The 16469-nt window shown below is 74.7% G+C and carries 2 protein-coding genes; both read right to left on the minus strand.

Annotation, left to right across the window (positions count from 1 at the left end; translation table 11 throughout):
• Positions 1-11: 11 nt before the first annotated feature.
• Complete coding sequence (locus tag M8H82_RS21885; RefSeq protein WP_374211684.1) at positions 12-5609, minus strand: type I polyketide synthase; 5598 nt, start codon at positions 5607-5609, stop codon at positions 12-14.
• A 30-nt stretch (positions 5610-5639) separates the two neighbouring features.
• Positions 5640-16400 (minus strand): type I polyketide synthase, encoded by a 10761-nt coding sequence (locus M8H82_RS21890; RefSeq protein ID WP_308293269.1) that lies wholly within the window; start codon positions 16398-16400, stop codon positions 5640-5642.
• Positions 16401-16469: the final 69 nt, after the last annotated feature.

A 16469-nucleotide genomic window follows, 5' to 3' on the forward strand; every position in this document is an offset into this window, starting at 1 on the left:
GTGTTGGGTGGTCAGCCGAGGCCGAGTTCCTTGTTGATCAGGGCGAACATCTCGTCGTCGGTGGCGGTGTCGAGGGCTGCGGTGGCTTGCGGTCCGGCGCCCAGGGGGGTGCCGTCGGATGCTTCGGGGTTGTCGTCCTCGTCGGTGGCCTCCAGTCGCCAGACCAGTGACTGGAGGCGCTTGAGGAGCGCGGAGCGGCCCCGGGCGGTGGGCGGGGCGGCGGCCAGGGCCGCCTCCAGCCGCTCCAGTTCGCCGAGGGCGGTGGTGTGCCCCTCGTCCTCGGGGGCGAGTCGGCTGTCGAGGTGGGCGGCGAGCGCGCGGGGGCTGGGGTAGTCGAAGACGAGGCTGGTGGGCAGGCGCAGTCCGGTCACGGCACCGAGCCGGTTGCGCAGTTCGACGGCGGTGAGCGAGTCGAAGCCGAGGTCGTTGAAGTCGCGGTCGGCGTCGACGGCGACCTCGACGGAGCTGCCGTGGGCGAGCACGTCGGCCACATGGCCGCGGACCAGCTCCTGGAAGAGGGCGAGGCGTTCCTTGGCGTTCTTGCCCGCCAGTTGCCGGGCGAGGCTCGGGCCGCCCGGGTCGGCGGCCCGGGCGGAGGCGCGCCGGGGCGAGGCGGGGACGATGCCGCCGAGGATGGGGGGCACCATGCCGGCCTGGGCGTTCCGTCGCAGGGTGGCCATGGTGATCTCGACGGCGACGAGGAGGGCGTCGTCGCTCGCACCCGCCGTGTCGAGGAGGGCGAGGGCCGCCGGGGAGGAGAGCGGGGCGAGCCCGGAGCGGGTGATGCGGTCCAGGTCGGCCCGGTCGAGTCGGCCGGTCATCCCGCTGGTCTCGCCCCACAGGCCCCAGGCGACGGAGGTGGCGGGCAGGCCGTGGGCGCGGCGGTGGTGGGCGAGCGCGTCCAGGAAGGCGTTCCCGGCGGCGTAGTTGGCCTGGCCGGGGCCGCCGAAGACGCTCGCGGTGGAGGAGAACAGGACGAACGCGGAGAGGTCGAGTTCGCGGGTGAGGTGGTGCAGGGTGAGGGCGGCGTCCAGTTTGGGGCGCAGCACGGCCTGCACCTGGTCGGGGGTGAGGGCGGTCAGGACGGCGTCGTCGACGACTCCGGCGGCGTGGACGACCGCGGTCAGCGGATACTCGGCGGGGATCTTGTCGAGGAGGGTGGCCAGGTCCGCGGGGTCGGCGACGTCGCAGGCGATGATCTCGGCGTCGGTGCCGAGCCGGGCCAGGTCGGCCACGAGGGCGTCCGCCCCGGGGGAGTTGTCGCCGGAGCGGCTGGTCAGGAGGAGTCTGCGGACGCCGTGTTGCCCGGCGAGGTGGCGGGCGACGAGGGTGCCGAGCGTGCCCGTGCCGCCGGTGATGAGCACGGTGCCGTCGGTGCGCCAGAGGGTGGTGCTGTCGTCGGTGCCGGTCGGGGTCCAGCGGGCGAGGCGGGGGACGAGGACGCGCTCGCCGCGCAGGGCGGCCTGCGGCTCACCCGCGGCCAGGGCGGCTCGTACGGCCTCGGCCAGCAGCTCGGGTTCCGCCGCGGTGGCGTCGTCGGCGTCCACCAGGAGGAAGCGGTCGGGGTGTTCGGTCTGGGCGGTGCGTATCAGGCCCCACAGGGGGGCGTGGGCGAGGTCGGTGACGTCCTCGCCGGTACGGGTGGCGACGGCGCCGGCGGTGACGACGACCAGGCGGGTCTCGGCGAGCCGGGCGTCGGCGAGCCATGCGCGCAGGGTGGCGAGGGTGGTCCGGACGGCGTCGTGCGCGGCCTCGGCGTCGTGCGCGGCCGGGCCGCCGGGGGCGGCGCAGGAGAGCAGCACCACGGGGGGCGCGGGGACGCCCGCGTCGAGTACGGCGGTCAGCGCGGCCAGGTCCGGGTACGCGGAGACGGTCGTACCGGCGTACTGGAGGCCCGCGGCGAGGGCCAGCGGGTCGGGGCCGAGGATCGCCCAGGCCTCGTCGTGCGGCGTCTCGGGCACGGTCGTGTCGAGGGGCTGCCAGTCGAGGCGGAAGAGGCGGTCGCCGTGGGCGGGGGCGGCCGGGAGCTGGTCGGGGCGCAGCGGGCGCAGGGTGAGGGAGGCGGCGGTGAGGACCGGGCGGCCGGTCGGGTCGGCGACGGTGACGGCCGGGGAGGTGCCGTCGGGGCCGCCGGGGGTGAGGGCCACGCGGAGCTGTCCGGCTCCGGCGGCGTGCAGGGTGACGTCCCGCCAGGCGAAGGGCAGGCGGATGGTGTGGGTCTCGGCGTCGGCGAGGATGCCGAGCGGGTGCAGGGCCGCGTCGAGGAGGGCGGGGTGCAGGCCGTAGGCGTCGGCGTCGGCGTGGACGGGTTCGGGCAGCGTGATCTCGGCGTAGACCTCCTCTCCCCTGCGCCAGGCGGCGGTCATGCCCTGGAAGGCGGGGCCGTATCCGTAACCGGCGGTCTCGGCGGCGGTGTAGAAGCCGGTGACGTCGACCGGCTCGGCGCCGTCCGGCGGCCAGGCCGTGAGGTCGGCGGGGGGCGTGTCCTGGGCGCCGGTCAGGATGCCTTCGGCGTGCGTGGTCCAGGGTGCGTCCGGGCCGGCGTCCTCGGGGCGGGAGTGGACGGTCAGGGTGCGCTGTCCGTCCTGGTCGGCGGCGCCGACGACGACCTGGACCTGGACACCGCCCTGACCGGGCAGGACCAGGGGCGCCTGGAGGGTCAGTTCGCGCAGGTGGCCGCAGCCGGTCTCGTCACCGGCGCGGATCGCCAGCTCCACGAATCCGGTGCCGGGGAAGAGGACCGTTCCGGCGACGGCGTGGTCGGCGAGCCAGGGGTGGGTCCGGGTGGAGAGGCGGCCGGTCAGCACGGCACCGCCGTCCGCGGCGAGGCTCACGGCCGCGCCCAGCAAGGGGTGCCCGGCCGCGGCGAGACCGAGTCCGGTGGGGTCGCCGGAGCCGCTGTGGACCTGGAGCCAGTAGCGCTCGCGCTGGAAGGCGTACGTGGGCAGGTCGACGGGGTGCGGGTCGCGTCCGGTGAAGTGGGCGGCCCAGTCGACGTCGACGCCGCTGGCCCACAGCCGGGACACGGCCTGCGTGAACGTCTCCACCTCGCCGTGGCCGCGGCGCGTGGCCGGGACGAACAGGCCTTCCGCGTTCTCGGCGCCCATGGCGGTGAGCGTGGCGTCCGGGCCCAGCTCCAGGAACTTGCTCACCCCGGCTCCGGCCAGCCACGCCATGCCGTCCGCGAACCGCACGGACTCCCGGACGTGCCGCACCCAGTACTCGGGGGTGCGGATCTCCTCCCCCGCGACCCGACCCGTCACGTTCGAGACGACGGGTATGCGCGGCTCGGCGTACGCGACCTCGGCGGCGACCTGCTCGAACTCGCCCAGCATCGGCTCCATCAGCGAGGAGTGGAAGGCGTGCGAGACGGTCAGCCGCCGTGTCTTGATGCCGGCCAGGTCGAACCGCTCGCGCACCGCCTCGACGTCCGACACCGAGCCCGACACCACCACCGACGTCGGCCCGTTGACCGCCGCCACGTCGACCGCGTTGCCGAGGGTGGCGAGGACGTCGCGCACCTCGGCCGTGCCCGAGCGCACCGCGAGCATCGCCCCGCCCTTGGGCAGCGCGTCCATCAGCCCTCCGCGGGCCGCGACGAGCCGGCAGGCGTCCTCCAGCGAGAACACCCCCGCCACGTGTGCGGCGACCAGCTCACCGACGGAATGCCCCATCAGGAAGTCGGGGCACACGCCCCAGGACTCCGCCAGCCGGTAGAGGGCGACCTCGACCGCGAACAGCCCGGCCTGCGTGAACACCGTCCGGTCCAGCAGCCCGCCCGTCTCGTCCGACAGCGCCTCGACCAGCGATCCCGGCAGCAGCCCTTCGAACCCGGCACACACCTCCTCCAAGGCTCGCGCGAACACCGGGAATTCGGCGGCCAGTTCGGCGCCCATCCGGGCCCGCTGGGACCCCTGGCCGGTGAACAGCACCGCGAGGCGACCGTCCGCCGTTCCGCCGGAGGACTCCACGGCGGCCAGCCCCGCCGTGAGCTCCTCCCGGTCCCGCCCCCACACCACCGCCCGATGTCCCAGCTCGGCCCGCCCGGTCGCCAGCGACCACCCGACATCCACCGGATCAAGCTCCGCGACCGCTCCCGACAGCCGCCCGGCCTGCGCCACCAGCGCCTCCGCCGAGCCCGCCGACAGCACCCACGGCAGCACGCCGCCCGCCCGAGCGGGGGCGGCTGACGGCTCGACCGGCTCTTCCAGGCTCTCCTCCAGCACCACGTGCACGTTCGTCCCGCTGATGCCGAACGCGGAGACGGCGGAGCGCCGGGGCCGGCCCGTCACGGGCCAGGGGGTCGGCTCGGTGAGGAGGCGGACGCTTCCGGCGGACCAGTCGACGTGCGGGGTGGGCTCGTCGACGTGCAGGGTCCTGGGCAGTACGCCCGCCCGCATCGCCATCACCATTTTGATCACGCCCGCCATACCGGCCGCGGCCTGCGCATGGCCGATGTTGGACTTGATGGACCCCAGCAGCAGCGGACGGTCGGGGTCCCGGCCCTGGCCGTAGGTCGCGAGCAGGGCCCGCGCCTCGATGGGGTCGCCCAGCGGGGTGCCGGTGCCGTGTGCCTCGACGGCGTCCACGTCCGCCGGGTTGAGGCGGCAGTTCAGGAGCGCTTGGCGGATGACGCGCTGCTGGGCCGGGCCGCTGGGGGCGGTCAGACCGTTGGAGGCGCCGTCCTGGTTGAGGGCGGAGCCGCGGACGACCGCCAGCACCCGGTGGCCGTTGCGGCGGGCGTCGGAGAGCCGCTCCAGGACGAGGACGCCGGCGCCCTCGGACAGGCCCATGCCGTTGGCGTCGGCGGCGAAGGCCTTGCAGCGGCCGTCGGCGGCGAGCCCGCGCTGGCGGCTCCAGCCGCTGAACTCGTCGGAGGTGGACATGATGGCGACGCCCGCGGCGACCGCGAGAGCGCACTCCTCGCTGCGCAGCGACTGCGCGGCGAGGTGGAGGGCGGTCAGCGAGGAGGAGCAGGCGGTGTCCAGGGTGACGGCGGGCCCTTCGAGACCGAAGGTGTAGGCGATCCGGCCGGAGACGATGCTGCTTGCGCTGCCGGTGACGAGGTGGCCCTCGATGCCCTCGGGGACCTGGTGGATGCCGGTGCGGTAGTCGAGCGGGTTGCAGCCGACGAAGACCCCGGTGGCGGTGGAGCGCAGGGAGGTGACGGGGATCCCGGTCCGCTCGAAGGCCTCCCACACGACCTCGAGCAGGATCCGCTGCTGCGGGTCCATGGCCACCGCCTCGCGCGGTGAGATCCCGAACAGGGCGGCGTCGAAGCGGTCGGCGTCGTAGAGGAAGCCGCCCTCGCGGACGTAGCTCTTGCCGTGCCGGTCGGGGTCCGGGTCGTAGAGGTTGTCCAGGTCCCAGTCACGGTTGGCGGGGAGGGCACCGATGGCGTCGCCGCCTTCGGCGACGAGCTGCCACAGCTGCTCGGGCGAGGCGATGCCGCCCGGGTAGCGGCAGGCCATGCCGACGACGGCGATCGGCTCGCGGTCCTTCTCCTCCACGGCGGCCAGGCGGTTCTGGGTCTGGCGCAGGTCGGTGGTCACCCGCTTGAGGTATTCGAGGAGCTTCGCTTCGTTCTGCGCCATCGTCGACATCTCCACAGTTGCTGGGTGGTCGGGCCGGAGCGGGTGTCAGGAGGTACCGAATTCGCGGTCGATCAGTGCGAACATCTCGTCGGCGGTCGCCGCTTCGAGGTCCCCTTCGTCGGTGGTGTCGGTGCCGGTGGGGGTGGTGCCGGTTGTTCCGTCGTCGTTCAGCCGCAGCAGCAGGGTCTGGAGCTGCCGGGTGAGCTTGAGGCGGGTGTCGGTGTCGGGGGTGGCCGCGGCCAGCGCCTCCTCCAGCCGTCCGAGTTCGGTGAGGACGTCTCCGCTGCCCGGGGTGTCGCCGTCGAGTGCCATCTCCTCGCGGAGCAGGGCGACGACGGCGGTGGCGGTGGGGTGTTCGAAGACGAGGGTGGTGGGCAGGGCGAGGCCGGTGGCGGCGCCGAGCCGGTTGCGCAGTTCGACGGCGGTCAGGGAGTCGAAGCCGAGGTCGCGGAAGACGCGGGCCGGTTCGATGGTCTCCGGGCCGCTGTGGCCGAGGACGGCCGCCGCCTGGCTCCGTACCAGCTCCAGCAGCTCACGCTCCTGTTCGCCGGCGGGCAGGGCGCGCAGGCGGGCGCGGAGCTCGGAGGTACCCGCGTCGGGGGCGGGGGCGGTCTGTGCGGGGGTGGGGAGGTGGAGCCGGGCCCCCGGGAGGTCGTCCAGGAAGTGGGTGTTCCGGGCGTGGGTGAAGAGCTGGGTGAAGCGTTCCCAGTCGATGTCGGCGACGGCGATGTTGACCTCGTCGTGGTCGAGGACCTGCTGGAAGGCGGTGAGGGCGAGTTCGGGGTCGATGAGGGGCAGGCCCTGGCGCTGGGCGCGCCGGTTGAGGACGGGCCGTTCGGCGGCGTCCTGGCTGTCCCACTCGTTGACGGCGTCCCAGATGCCCCAGGCGACGGCGGTGACCGGCACCCCGCGGGCCCGCTGCCCCTGCGCCCAGGCGTCGAGGTGGGCGTTGGCCGCGGAGTAGGCGCCGTGGTCGCCGCTGCCCCAGAGCGCGGCGACGGACGAGTAGACGACGAAGGCGTCCAGCTCCCGATCGCCGAGCAGTTCGGCGAGCATGCGCGCACCGGTGATCTTGGCGTCGATGACGTTGGCGTACTGGTCGAGGGTGGTGTCGGCGAGGGCGCCGAGCTCGTAGCGGACGGCGGTGTGGAAGACGGCACGGATGCCGTCGCCGGCCGCGTCCAGTCCGCCGATGAGTGAGGCGAGTGCGGCGCGGTCGGTGACATCGCAGGCCGCGATGGTGACCTTGGCGCCCAACTCCTCCAGTTGTGCTTGCAGTTCGGCGGCGCCGGGGGCGTCGGGGCCCCGCCTGCTGGTGAGGACGAGGTGTTCGGCCCCGTTGCGGGCGAGCCAGCGGGCGAGGATGCCGCCGAGCAGGCCGGTGCCCCCGGTGACGAGGGTCGTGCCGCGCGGCTTCCAGTCCCGTACCGGCGCGTCGGCGGGCAGCGGGGCGGGCACCATCCGGCGGGCGAGGAGACCGGCGGGCCGGATGGCGACCTGGTCGTGCTCGATCGTGTCGCGCTGGGCGAGCACGGCCGCGATCCGGCGGCGTACCCGCTCGTCGTCGAGATCGGCGGGCAGATCGAGGAGGCCGCCCCACTGCTGGGGCAGTTCGAGCGCGGCGACCCGGCCCATGCCCCAGACCTCGGCCTGGACGGGGTGGGTGATCTCGTCGCCGTAGCCGGTGGCGACGGCGCCGCGGGTGACGCACCAGACGCGGGCGGACAGCCCGGTGTCGGTGACCGCCTGGATCAACGCAAGGGTGGCGGCCACGCCCTCGGCGACCGCCGGCTGCCCGTCGGCGGGCCGTTCGTCGGCCAGCGCCAGGGTGGACAGCACCCCGGTCACCCCCTCCGCACCGACCGCCTCGGTCAACAGCCGTGCCAGCAGCCCGCGGTCCGCGCCGGCGACCGGCACGGGCACGGTCACGACGTCGGCTCCGCGCTCGGTGAGCAGCCCGGTGAGACCGGTGCGCCAGTCGTCGCCGGGACCCTCGGGGGTGAGGTGCAGCCAGCGGCCGGACAGCGCGGCCGGTGCGGCGGGGTCGGACTGCTGCTTCCAGGCGACCTTGTAGCGCCACCCGTCCACGGTGGAAAGCTCACGGTGCCGGCGCCGCCAGGAGGCGAGCTCAGGCAGCACCTCCCGCCAGGCGTCCCGCCGGCCGTTGAGGGCGAGCGCACCGGAGAGAGCGTCCATGTCCTGGCTCTCGACGGCCTCCCAGAACGCCGAGTCCAGGGCGCCGCCGCGGCCGGTGTCGGCCGCGGTGTCGTCGCTGGGCTCCAGCCAGTAGCGCTGGTGCTGGAAGGCGTACGGGGGCAGGTCGACGCGGGCGACGGGGCGCCCGGCGTAGACGGCGGACCAGTCGATGTCGGTGCCGTTGACCCACAGTTCGGCGGCGCTCGCCAGGAAGCGGGCGCTGTCGTCCTCGTCCCGGCGCAGGGTGCCGACGACGGTGACCGGCTGCTCCACCGCCTCCGCGATGGCCTGCACGCCCATGGCGAGGACGGGGTGGGCGCTGACTTCGATGAGACGGAAGTAACCGTGTGCCAGCGCCACTTGGACCGCTTCGGTGAAGCGCACCGGCCGCCGAAGGCCTTCGTACCAGTACGAGGCGTCCATGCTCGTCGTGTCCAGCACGCCGCCGGCGACGGTGGAGATCACCGGGATGCGGGAGGCCCGCGGCGTCACTGGCGCGAGGACGTCGAGGAGCTTGGCCTTGATGTCCTCGACGTGCGCGGAGTGCGAGGCGTAGTCCACAGGCACCCGCCGGGCACGGACACCGGCGGCCTCCGCCGCCGAGGCAATCTCGTCCAGGGCTTCCGGATCACCTGCGACGACCGTGGCGTCCGGGCCGTTGTAGACGGCGATGGACACCCGCTCGCCGTACGGCGACACCCACTCCGCCGTCTGCTCATGGCCGGTCGCCAGCGACAACATGCCGCCGCGACCGGCGAGTTCGTCCCGGATCGCGGCGGACCGAAGGGCGACCACCCGGGCCGCGTCCTCCAGGCTCAGGGCACCGACCACCGCCGCGGCGGCGATCTCCCCCTGCGAGTGACCGATGACGGCCGCCGGAGTCACCCCGAACGATTCCCACACCGCGGCGAGCGACACCATGACCGCCCACAGCACCGGCTGGACCATGTCCACCCGTTCCATCCAGGCGTCGTCGTCGCCCTTCAGCACATCGGTCAACGACCAGTCGACGTGCGGCCCGAGCGCGGCCTGACACTCGCTGATCCGTGTCGCGAACACCGGCGAGGACTCCAGCAGCCCCCGCCCCATCCCCAGCCACTGCGCCCCCTGTCCGGGGAAGACGAAGACAGCTCCGCCGCCCGTGTCGGGGGCGGTGCCGGTGACGGCGTGCGCGGAGGCCGTGCCCGAGGCCAGCGCCCGCAGGGCTTCGGTCAGTTGGTCCGCCTCGGCGCCCCACACCACCGCGCGGTGCTCCAGCGCGGAGCGCGTGGTGAGCAGGCTCCAGCCGGTGTCTGCCGGGTCCGTTCCCGCTGCCACCACGTCCGCGATCTGGGCGGCCTGGGCGGCCAGGGCCTCGGCGGTACGGGCCGAGACGGCCAACGGGAGGACGGGTGAACCGGACAGCCCGGCGGGCCCGGCGACGACCACGGGGTGGGCGGACGCGGTGCCCGGCGGGGCTTCCTCCAGGATGACGTGGGCGTTCGTGCCCGACATGCCGAACGCGGAGACACCGGCGCGGCGCGGTCCCGTGCGGCCCTCGGTCCAGGGCACCGCCCGGTCGAGCAGGGCGACGGTGCCGTCGGACCAGTCGACGTGGCTGGTGGGCTCCCCGGCGTGGCGGGACGGCGGCAGGACGCCCGCCCGCATCGCCATCACCATCTTGATCACCCCGGCGACACCGGCGGCGGCCTGGGTGTGGCCGATGTTGGACTTCACCGAGCCGAGCCAGAGCGGCTGTTCGGCGTCCCGGGCCCGTCCGTAGGTGGCCAGGAGCGCCTGCGCCTCGATCGGGTCGCCGAGCGTCGTACCCGTCCCGTGCGCCTCGACGGCGTCGACGTCGGCGGGGGTGAGTCCGGCGCTCGCGAGTGCCTGGCGGATGACGCGCTGCTGGGACGGACCGTTGGGCGCGGTGAGGCCGTTGGAGGCGCCGTCCTGGTTGATGGCGGAGCCGCGGACCACCGCCAGCACCTGGTGGCCGTTGCGGACCGCGTCCGACAGCCGCTCGACCACGAGCACACCGGCGCCCTCCGACCAGCCGGTGCCGTCGGCCGATTCGGCGAAGGGCTTGCAGCGGGCGTCGGCGGCGAGGCCGCGCTGGCGGCTGAACTCCACGAAGGGAGCGGGCGTGGACATGATGGTGACCCCGGCCGCGAGCGCCAGTTCGCATTCGCCGGTGCGCAGCGACTGGACGGCCATGTGCAGGGCGACGAGCGAGGAGGAGCAGGCGGTGTCGACGGTGACCGCGGGGCCTTCGAGGCCGAGGGCGTAGGCGACGCGGCCGGAGACGACGGCGGCGGCGCTGCCGGTTGCCTGGTATCCGGCGACGGCTTCGGCCGCGCGGCCCAGGAGGGTGGCGTAGTCCTGGCCGTTGGAGCCGACGAACATGCCGGTCGCGGAGCCGTGCAGCCCGGTCGGGGGCAGTCCGGCGCGTTCCAGGGCTTGCCAGGACAGCTCCAGCAGCAGCCGCTGCTGCGGATCCATGGCGAGCGCCTCACGCGGCGAGATCCCGAAGAACTCGGCGTCGAACCCGGCGACGTCGTGGAGGAAGCCGCCTTCCCGGACGTACGAGGTGCCGGGGCGGCGCCCCTCGGGGTCGTACAGGGCGTCGACGTCCCAGCCGCGGTCGGCGGGGAAGGCGCCGATGGCATCGCCTTCCCCGGCGACCAGCCGCCACAGGTCCTCCGGCGAGGTGACCCCGCCCGGGTAGTGGCAGGCCATGCCGACGATCGCGATCGGCTCGTCGGGAGCCGCCGCCGTCGTGGGGGCGGCCGGGGTCGCGTCGGCGGTGGCGCCGAGGAGTTCGCCGCGCAGGTGGGCGGTGAGGGCGGTGGGCGTCGGGTGGTCGAAGATCAGGGTGGACGGCAGCCGCAGCCCGGTGGCGGTGGTGAGCCGGTCGCGCAGTTCGACGGCGGTCAGCGAGTCGAAGCCGAGGTCCTTGAAGGCGCGCGCGGGCTGGAGGTTCGCGGTGCCGCTGTGGCCGAGGACGGCGGCCACCTCGGTGAGGACGGTCTCGGTGAGCAGGTGTTCCTGCTCCTCGGGGGCGAGTCCGGCGAGCTTGCGGGCGAGGTCGCTGTCGGCGGCGTCGGCCGGGGCGCCCTCCGGGCTCGCCAAGTACGGCTGTGCGTCGGGTAGTTCACTGACGAGTGGGCGGTGCCGGGTGGCGGTGTAGGCGGGGACGAAGCGTTCCCAGTCGACGTCGGCGACGGTGACGGTGGTGTCGCCCCGGTCGAGCGCCTGCTGGAGGGCGGCGACGGCCAGTTCGGGCCGCATCGTGCGGATGCCGCGCCGTTCGAGGTGGGCCGTCATCTCGCCGTCGGCCATGCCGCCGTCGGCCCAGGCGCCCCAGGCGACGGCGGTGGCGGCGAGGCCGCGGGCACGCCGGTCCTGGGCGAGGGCGTCGAGGTGGGCGTTGGCGGCCGCGTACCCGGCCTGCCGTCCGCTGCCCCACACACCGGCGATGGAGGAGAAGAGCACGAAGGCGTCCAGGTCCCGGTCGCCGAGGAGGGCGTCGAGGTGGTCCGCGCCGTCCGCCTTGGCGGCCAGCACGTCCGCGAGTTCCTCCTGGGTCAGCTCCGGTACGGCCGTGAAGTGGCCGATGCCGGCCGCGTGGACGACCGTGCTCAGCGGACGGCGTCCCGGCAGCGTGTCGAGGAGCCCGGCGACGGCGTCCCGGTCGGCGATGTCGCAGGCGACGACGGAGACCTGGGCGCCGAGGGCGGTCAGTTCGGCGGCGAGTTCGGCGGCGCCGGGCGCGTCGGGGCCGCGGCGGCTCGTCAGTACGAGATCCTCGGCGCCGTTCCGCGCCAGCCAGCGCGCGATGTGCGCGCCGAGGCCGCCGGTGCCGCCGGTGATCAGGACCGTGCCGCCGGGCTTCCACTCGGTACCGGACCGGGAGCCGGTGGTGGCGGCGCGGGCGAGGCGGCGCAGGAAGGTTCCGGAGGCGCGGACGGCGCACTCGTCCTCGCCGTCGGTGCCGGCCAGGACGGCGGCGAGGCGGGACGCGGCCCGCTCGTCGGCCTCGGCCGGGAGGTCGACCAGGCCGCCCCAGAGCGAGGGGTGCTCCAGACCGAAGACCCGGCCGAGGCCCCAGACCTGTGCGAGGGCGGGGTCGGTGATCCGCTCGTCGGGGGTGACGGCGACGGCCCCTCGGGTGACGCACCACAGCGGGGCGTCGAGACCGGCGGCCACGTGCGCCTGGAGCAGGGTGAGGGTGGCACCGAGCCCGTGGGCGCCGGGGAGGAGGGAGAGCACTCCGGAGGCGCCCTGGGGGGTGGCGTCCCGCAGCAGCCCGGCCACGTGCTCGGCGCCCAGTTCCAAGGCACCCGCTTCGAGGCGGAGTTCGACGACATCGGCGCCCAGGGCGCGCAGGGCGTCGGACAGGCGGGGCCATGTCGTGTCGGACGTACCGTCGTCGGCCGGGAGTACGGCGAGCCAGGTGCCGTCGAGGCGGCCGGAGCCGAGGACCGTGACGGGCTTCCACACCGTCCGGTAGCGCCAGGCATCCAGGGTGGACCGGTCCCGCTCGCCGCGCCGCCAGGAGGCGAGGGCGGGCAGCAGCGCGTCGAGGCCGGGGGCGCCGTCGCCGGTGCCGGTGTCGAGGTCCAGGGCGGCGGCGAGACCCGTCGCATCCTGGTTCTCGACCAGTTCCCAGAACCGGGCGTCCACGGCGTCGGCCTTGGTGGTCCCGGTGCGGGCGGACTCCAGCCAGAACCGGGAGCGCTGGAACGGATAGGTGGGCAACTCCACGCGGCGGGCGGCGCCGCCTTCGTGGAGCGCGGTCCAGTCGACGGTCCCACCGTGGACGTACAGGCGGGCGAGGGCGCGCAGCAGCGTGTGCGGTTCCGGCTGGTCCTTGCGCAGGGCGGAGAGCAGCAGCGCGGGGGGTACGGCGCCTGTCGCGGGCTCGTGGACGGCGGGGGAGGCCGACTCATGCGCGGCGGACTCGTGCACGCCGGGCTGGTGGGCGGCTGACGCATGCGCGGCGGACTCCCCCGCGCCGGGCTCGTTGAGGCACTCGTCGGCCATGGCCGTCAGCACCCCGTCGGGGCCCAGTTCCAGGAAGGTGGTCACGCCCTGGTCGCGCAGCCAGCGCACACCGTCGCGGAAGCGGACGGCCTCGCGAACGTGCCGGACCCAGTACGCGGCGGTGCCCAGCTCGCCCGGCGCCGCGCCCGCGCCGGTGACGTTGGAGACGACCGGGATGCGGGGCTCGGCGTACTCCAATCCGGCGGCGACGGTCCCGAACTCCGCGAGCATGCCGTCCATGTGCGGGGAGTGGAAGGCGTGGCTGACCCGCAGGTACGTGGTCTTGCGGCCCCGCTCGCGCCAGAGGGCGTCGAGTTCGGCGACGGCCTCCCGGTCCCCGGCGATCACCACGGACGCCGGGCCGTTGACGGCGGCCACGCTCACGACGGCCTCGCGTCCGGCCAGCGTCTCGCGGACCTCGTCCTCGCCCGCCCGCACGGACAGCATGGCCCCGCCCTCCGGCATCGCCTGCATCAGCCGTCCGCGCGCCGTGACCAGCGCGGCGGCGTCGGGCAGCGAGAGGACCCCGGCGACATGGGCGGCGGCCAGCTCGCCGATGGAGTGCCCGGCCACGTAGTCGGGGCGCACGCCCCACTGCTCGACCAGCCGGTAGAGAGCCACCTCGACGGCGAACAGGGCAGGCTGCGCCCAGCCGGTACGGTCCAGCAGCGCCGCCTCCGCGCTGCCCGGCTCCGCGAACAGCACCTCACGCAGTGGCCGTTCGAGGTGGGCGTCCAGCGCCTCGCACACGGTGTCGAGGGCCCGCGCGAACGCCGGATAGGCGGCGTACAACTCCCGTCCCATACCGGCGCGTTGGCTGCCCTGCCCGGTGAACAGGACGGCGACGGCACCGTCGGACCCGGCGACACCGGTGACGGCCTCGGGCGCACGGCCCCCCGCGGCGACGGCCGCGAGCCCCCGGCCGAAGCCGGCACTGTCGTCGGCGAGGACGACGGCCCGGTGATCGAGGGCGGCCCGGGTCGCGGCGAGCGACAGCGCGATGCCGTCGGCGGGCAGCCCGGGCCGGTCGGCGACGAAGGCGGCGAGCCGGTCGGCCTGGGCCCGCAGGGCGCCTTCCGTACGGCCGGAGAACACCCACGGGACCGTGCCGGGGGACCCGGTGGCCGGGGCCGTCGTCTCGGCGGGCTCCGGGGCCTGCTCCAGGATGACGTGCGCGTTGGTGCCGCTGATGCCGAAGGAGGAGACCCCGGCGCGGCGCGGACGGCCGTCCGCCGGCCACTCCCGCTCCTCGGTCAGCAGCCGTACCCCGCCCGCCGTCCAGTCGACATGCGGCGTCGGCTCGTCGGCGTGCAGTGTCTTGGGCAGTACGCCCGCCCGCATCGCCATCACCATTTTGATGACGCCCGCGACACCGGCCGCGGCCTGGGTGTGCCCGATGTTGGACTTCACCGACCCCAGCCACAACGGCCGTGCAGCGTCACGCCCTTGCCCGTACGTGGCCAGCAGGGCGTCGGCCTCGATGGGGTCTCCGAGCGCGGTGCCCGTGCCGTGCGCCTCCAGGGCGTCGACGTCGGCCGGGGTCAGCCCGGCGCCCGCGAGGGCCTGCCGTATGACGCGTTGCTGGGACGGACCGTTGGGCGCCGTGAGGCCGTTGGACGCACCGTCCTGGTTGACGGCGGAACCCCGTACCACCGCCAGCACCTGGTGGCCGTTGCGGACCGCGTCCGACAGCCGCTCGACCACGAGCAGACCGACGCCCTCGGACCAGGCGGTGCCGTCCGCGGCGGCCGAGAACGCCTTGCAGCGGCCGTCCGCGGCGAGTCCGCGCTGCCGACTGAACTCCACGAACATGTACGGCGACGGCATCACGGCGACGCCGCCCGCGAGGGCGAGGTCGCATTCGCCGTTGCGCAGCGACTGCGCGGCGAGGTGGAGCGCCACCAGCGCCGACGAGCAGGCCGTGTCGACGGTGACGGCCGGGCCCTCAAGCCCGAAGGTGTAGGCGAGCCGGCCGGAGGCGACGCTGGAGGTGTTGCCGATGCCGAGGAAGCCCTCGACATCGTCGGGCACCTCGTCCAGCCGGGCCGCGTAGTCGGTGGCGACCACACCGGCGAACACACCGGTCCTGCTGCCGCGCAGCGAGGTCGGCGCGAGCCCCGCCCGCTCGAAGGCCTCCCACGTCGTCTCCAGCAGCAACCGCTGCTGCGGGTCCATCGCCAGTGCCTCGCGCGGCGAGATCCCGAACAGATCGGGGTCGAACTCGGCCGCGTCGTAGAGGAATCCGCCCTGCCGGGTGTAGGCGGTGCCGGGATGCGCGGGGTCGGGGTGGTAGAGCCCGTCCAGATCCCATCCGCGGTCGGCGGGGAATGCGCCGATGGTGTCGACGCCCTCGGCGACCAGCCGCCACAACTCCTCGGGCGAGGCCACACCGCCGGGGAAGCGACAGGCGATGCCGACGATCGCGATCGGCTCGTCCGTCCCCGCCACGGTGGCCGGCACGGCCGCAACAGGTGGTGTCCGCGTCTCGTCGGCAGCGTGGAACAGCGCCTCGTGCAGATGGGCGGCGAGCGCGGTGGGCGTCGGATGGTCGAAGACGATCGCGGTGGGCAGCCGCAGCCCGGTCGCCGTGCCGAGGCGGTTGCGCAGTTCGACGGCCGTCAGCGAGTCGAAGCCCTGCTCCTTGAAGGAGCGCTCGGCGTCGACGGACTGCCCGGAGGTATGGCCGAGGACGGCGGCGACGTTCCGGCGCACCAGCTCCACCAGATGCCGCTCCCGCTCGGCCCGGCCGAGCCCGGCCAGCCGCTCGGCGAGCGCCGCCCCCGCGTCCCGGGCCCCGGCGGTGGTGTCGGCGGTGCGGCGGGTGGTCGCGGGGCGGACGAGTCCGCGCAGTACGGCCGGCACGGTGTCGGCGCCGCGCAGGCCGGCGAGGTCGAGGCGGGCGGGGACGAGTGCGGGCTCGGGGGATGCGAGGGCCCGGTCCAACAGGGCCAGCCCTTCCGCGGACGACATGGGAGCCAGCCCGCTACGGCTCAGCCGGCGCCGATCCGCCCGGTCCAGCTCGCCCGTCATGGCACTGGCCTGCTCCCACAGGCCCCAGGCGAGGGAGGTCGCGGGCAGGCCCTGCGCGCGGCGGTGATGGGCGAGGGCGTCGAGGAAGGTGTTGGCGGCTGCGTAATTCGCCTGACCGGCACCGCCGAAGACGCCGGAGGCGGAGGAGTACAGCGCGAAGAAGGCCAGGTCCGCATCTTGGGTGAGCTCGTGCAGATGCAAGGCGGCCTGGGCCTTGGGCCGCCAGACCGTGGCCAGCTGCTCGGATGTGAGCGAGGTGACCAGCCCGTCGGCGAGGACACCGGCCGCATGCACCACACCGGTGAGCGTACGGCCCTCCAGCAGGGCGGCGAGCTGATCACGGTCGGCGGCGTCACAAGCGACGACGGTCGCGGTCGCACCCAACTCATGTAGTTCTGCGACGAGTTCTCGCGCGCCCGGCGCATCCAGGCCCGTGCGGCTGGTCAGCAGCAGGTTCCGTACCCCGTACTCAGCGACCAAGTGGCGGGCCAGGAGCGAGCCGAGGGTGCCGGTACCGCCGGTGATCAGCACGGTGCCGTCCGGGTCCACCGGCACCGGCATGGTCAGAGCGACCTTGCCGACATGCCGGGCCTGGCTGATGAACCGGAAGGCTTCGGGAGCCCT

This window comes from Streptomyces sp. YS415, from assembly GCF_023544665.1.
GTDB lineage: Bacteria > Actinomycetota > Actinomycetes > Streptomycetales > Streptomycetaceae > Streptomyces.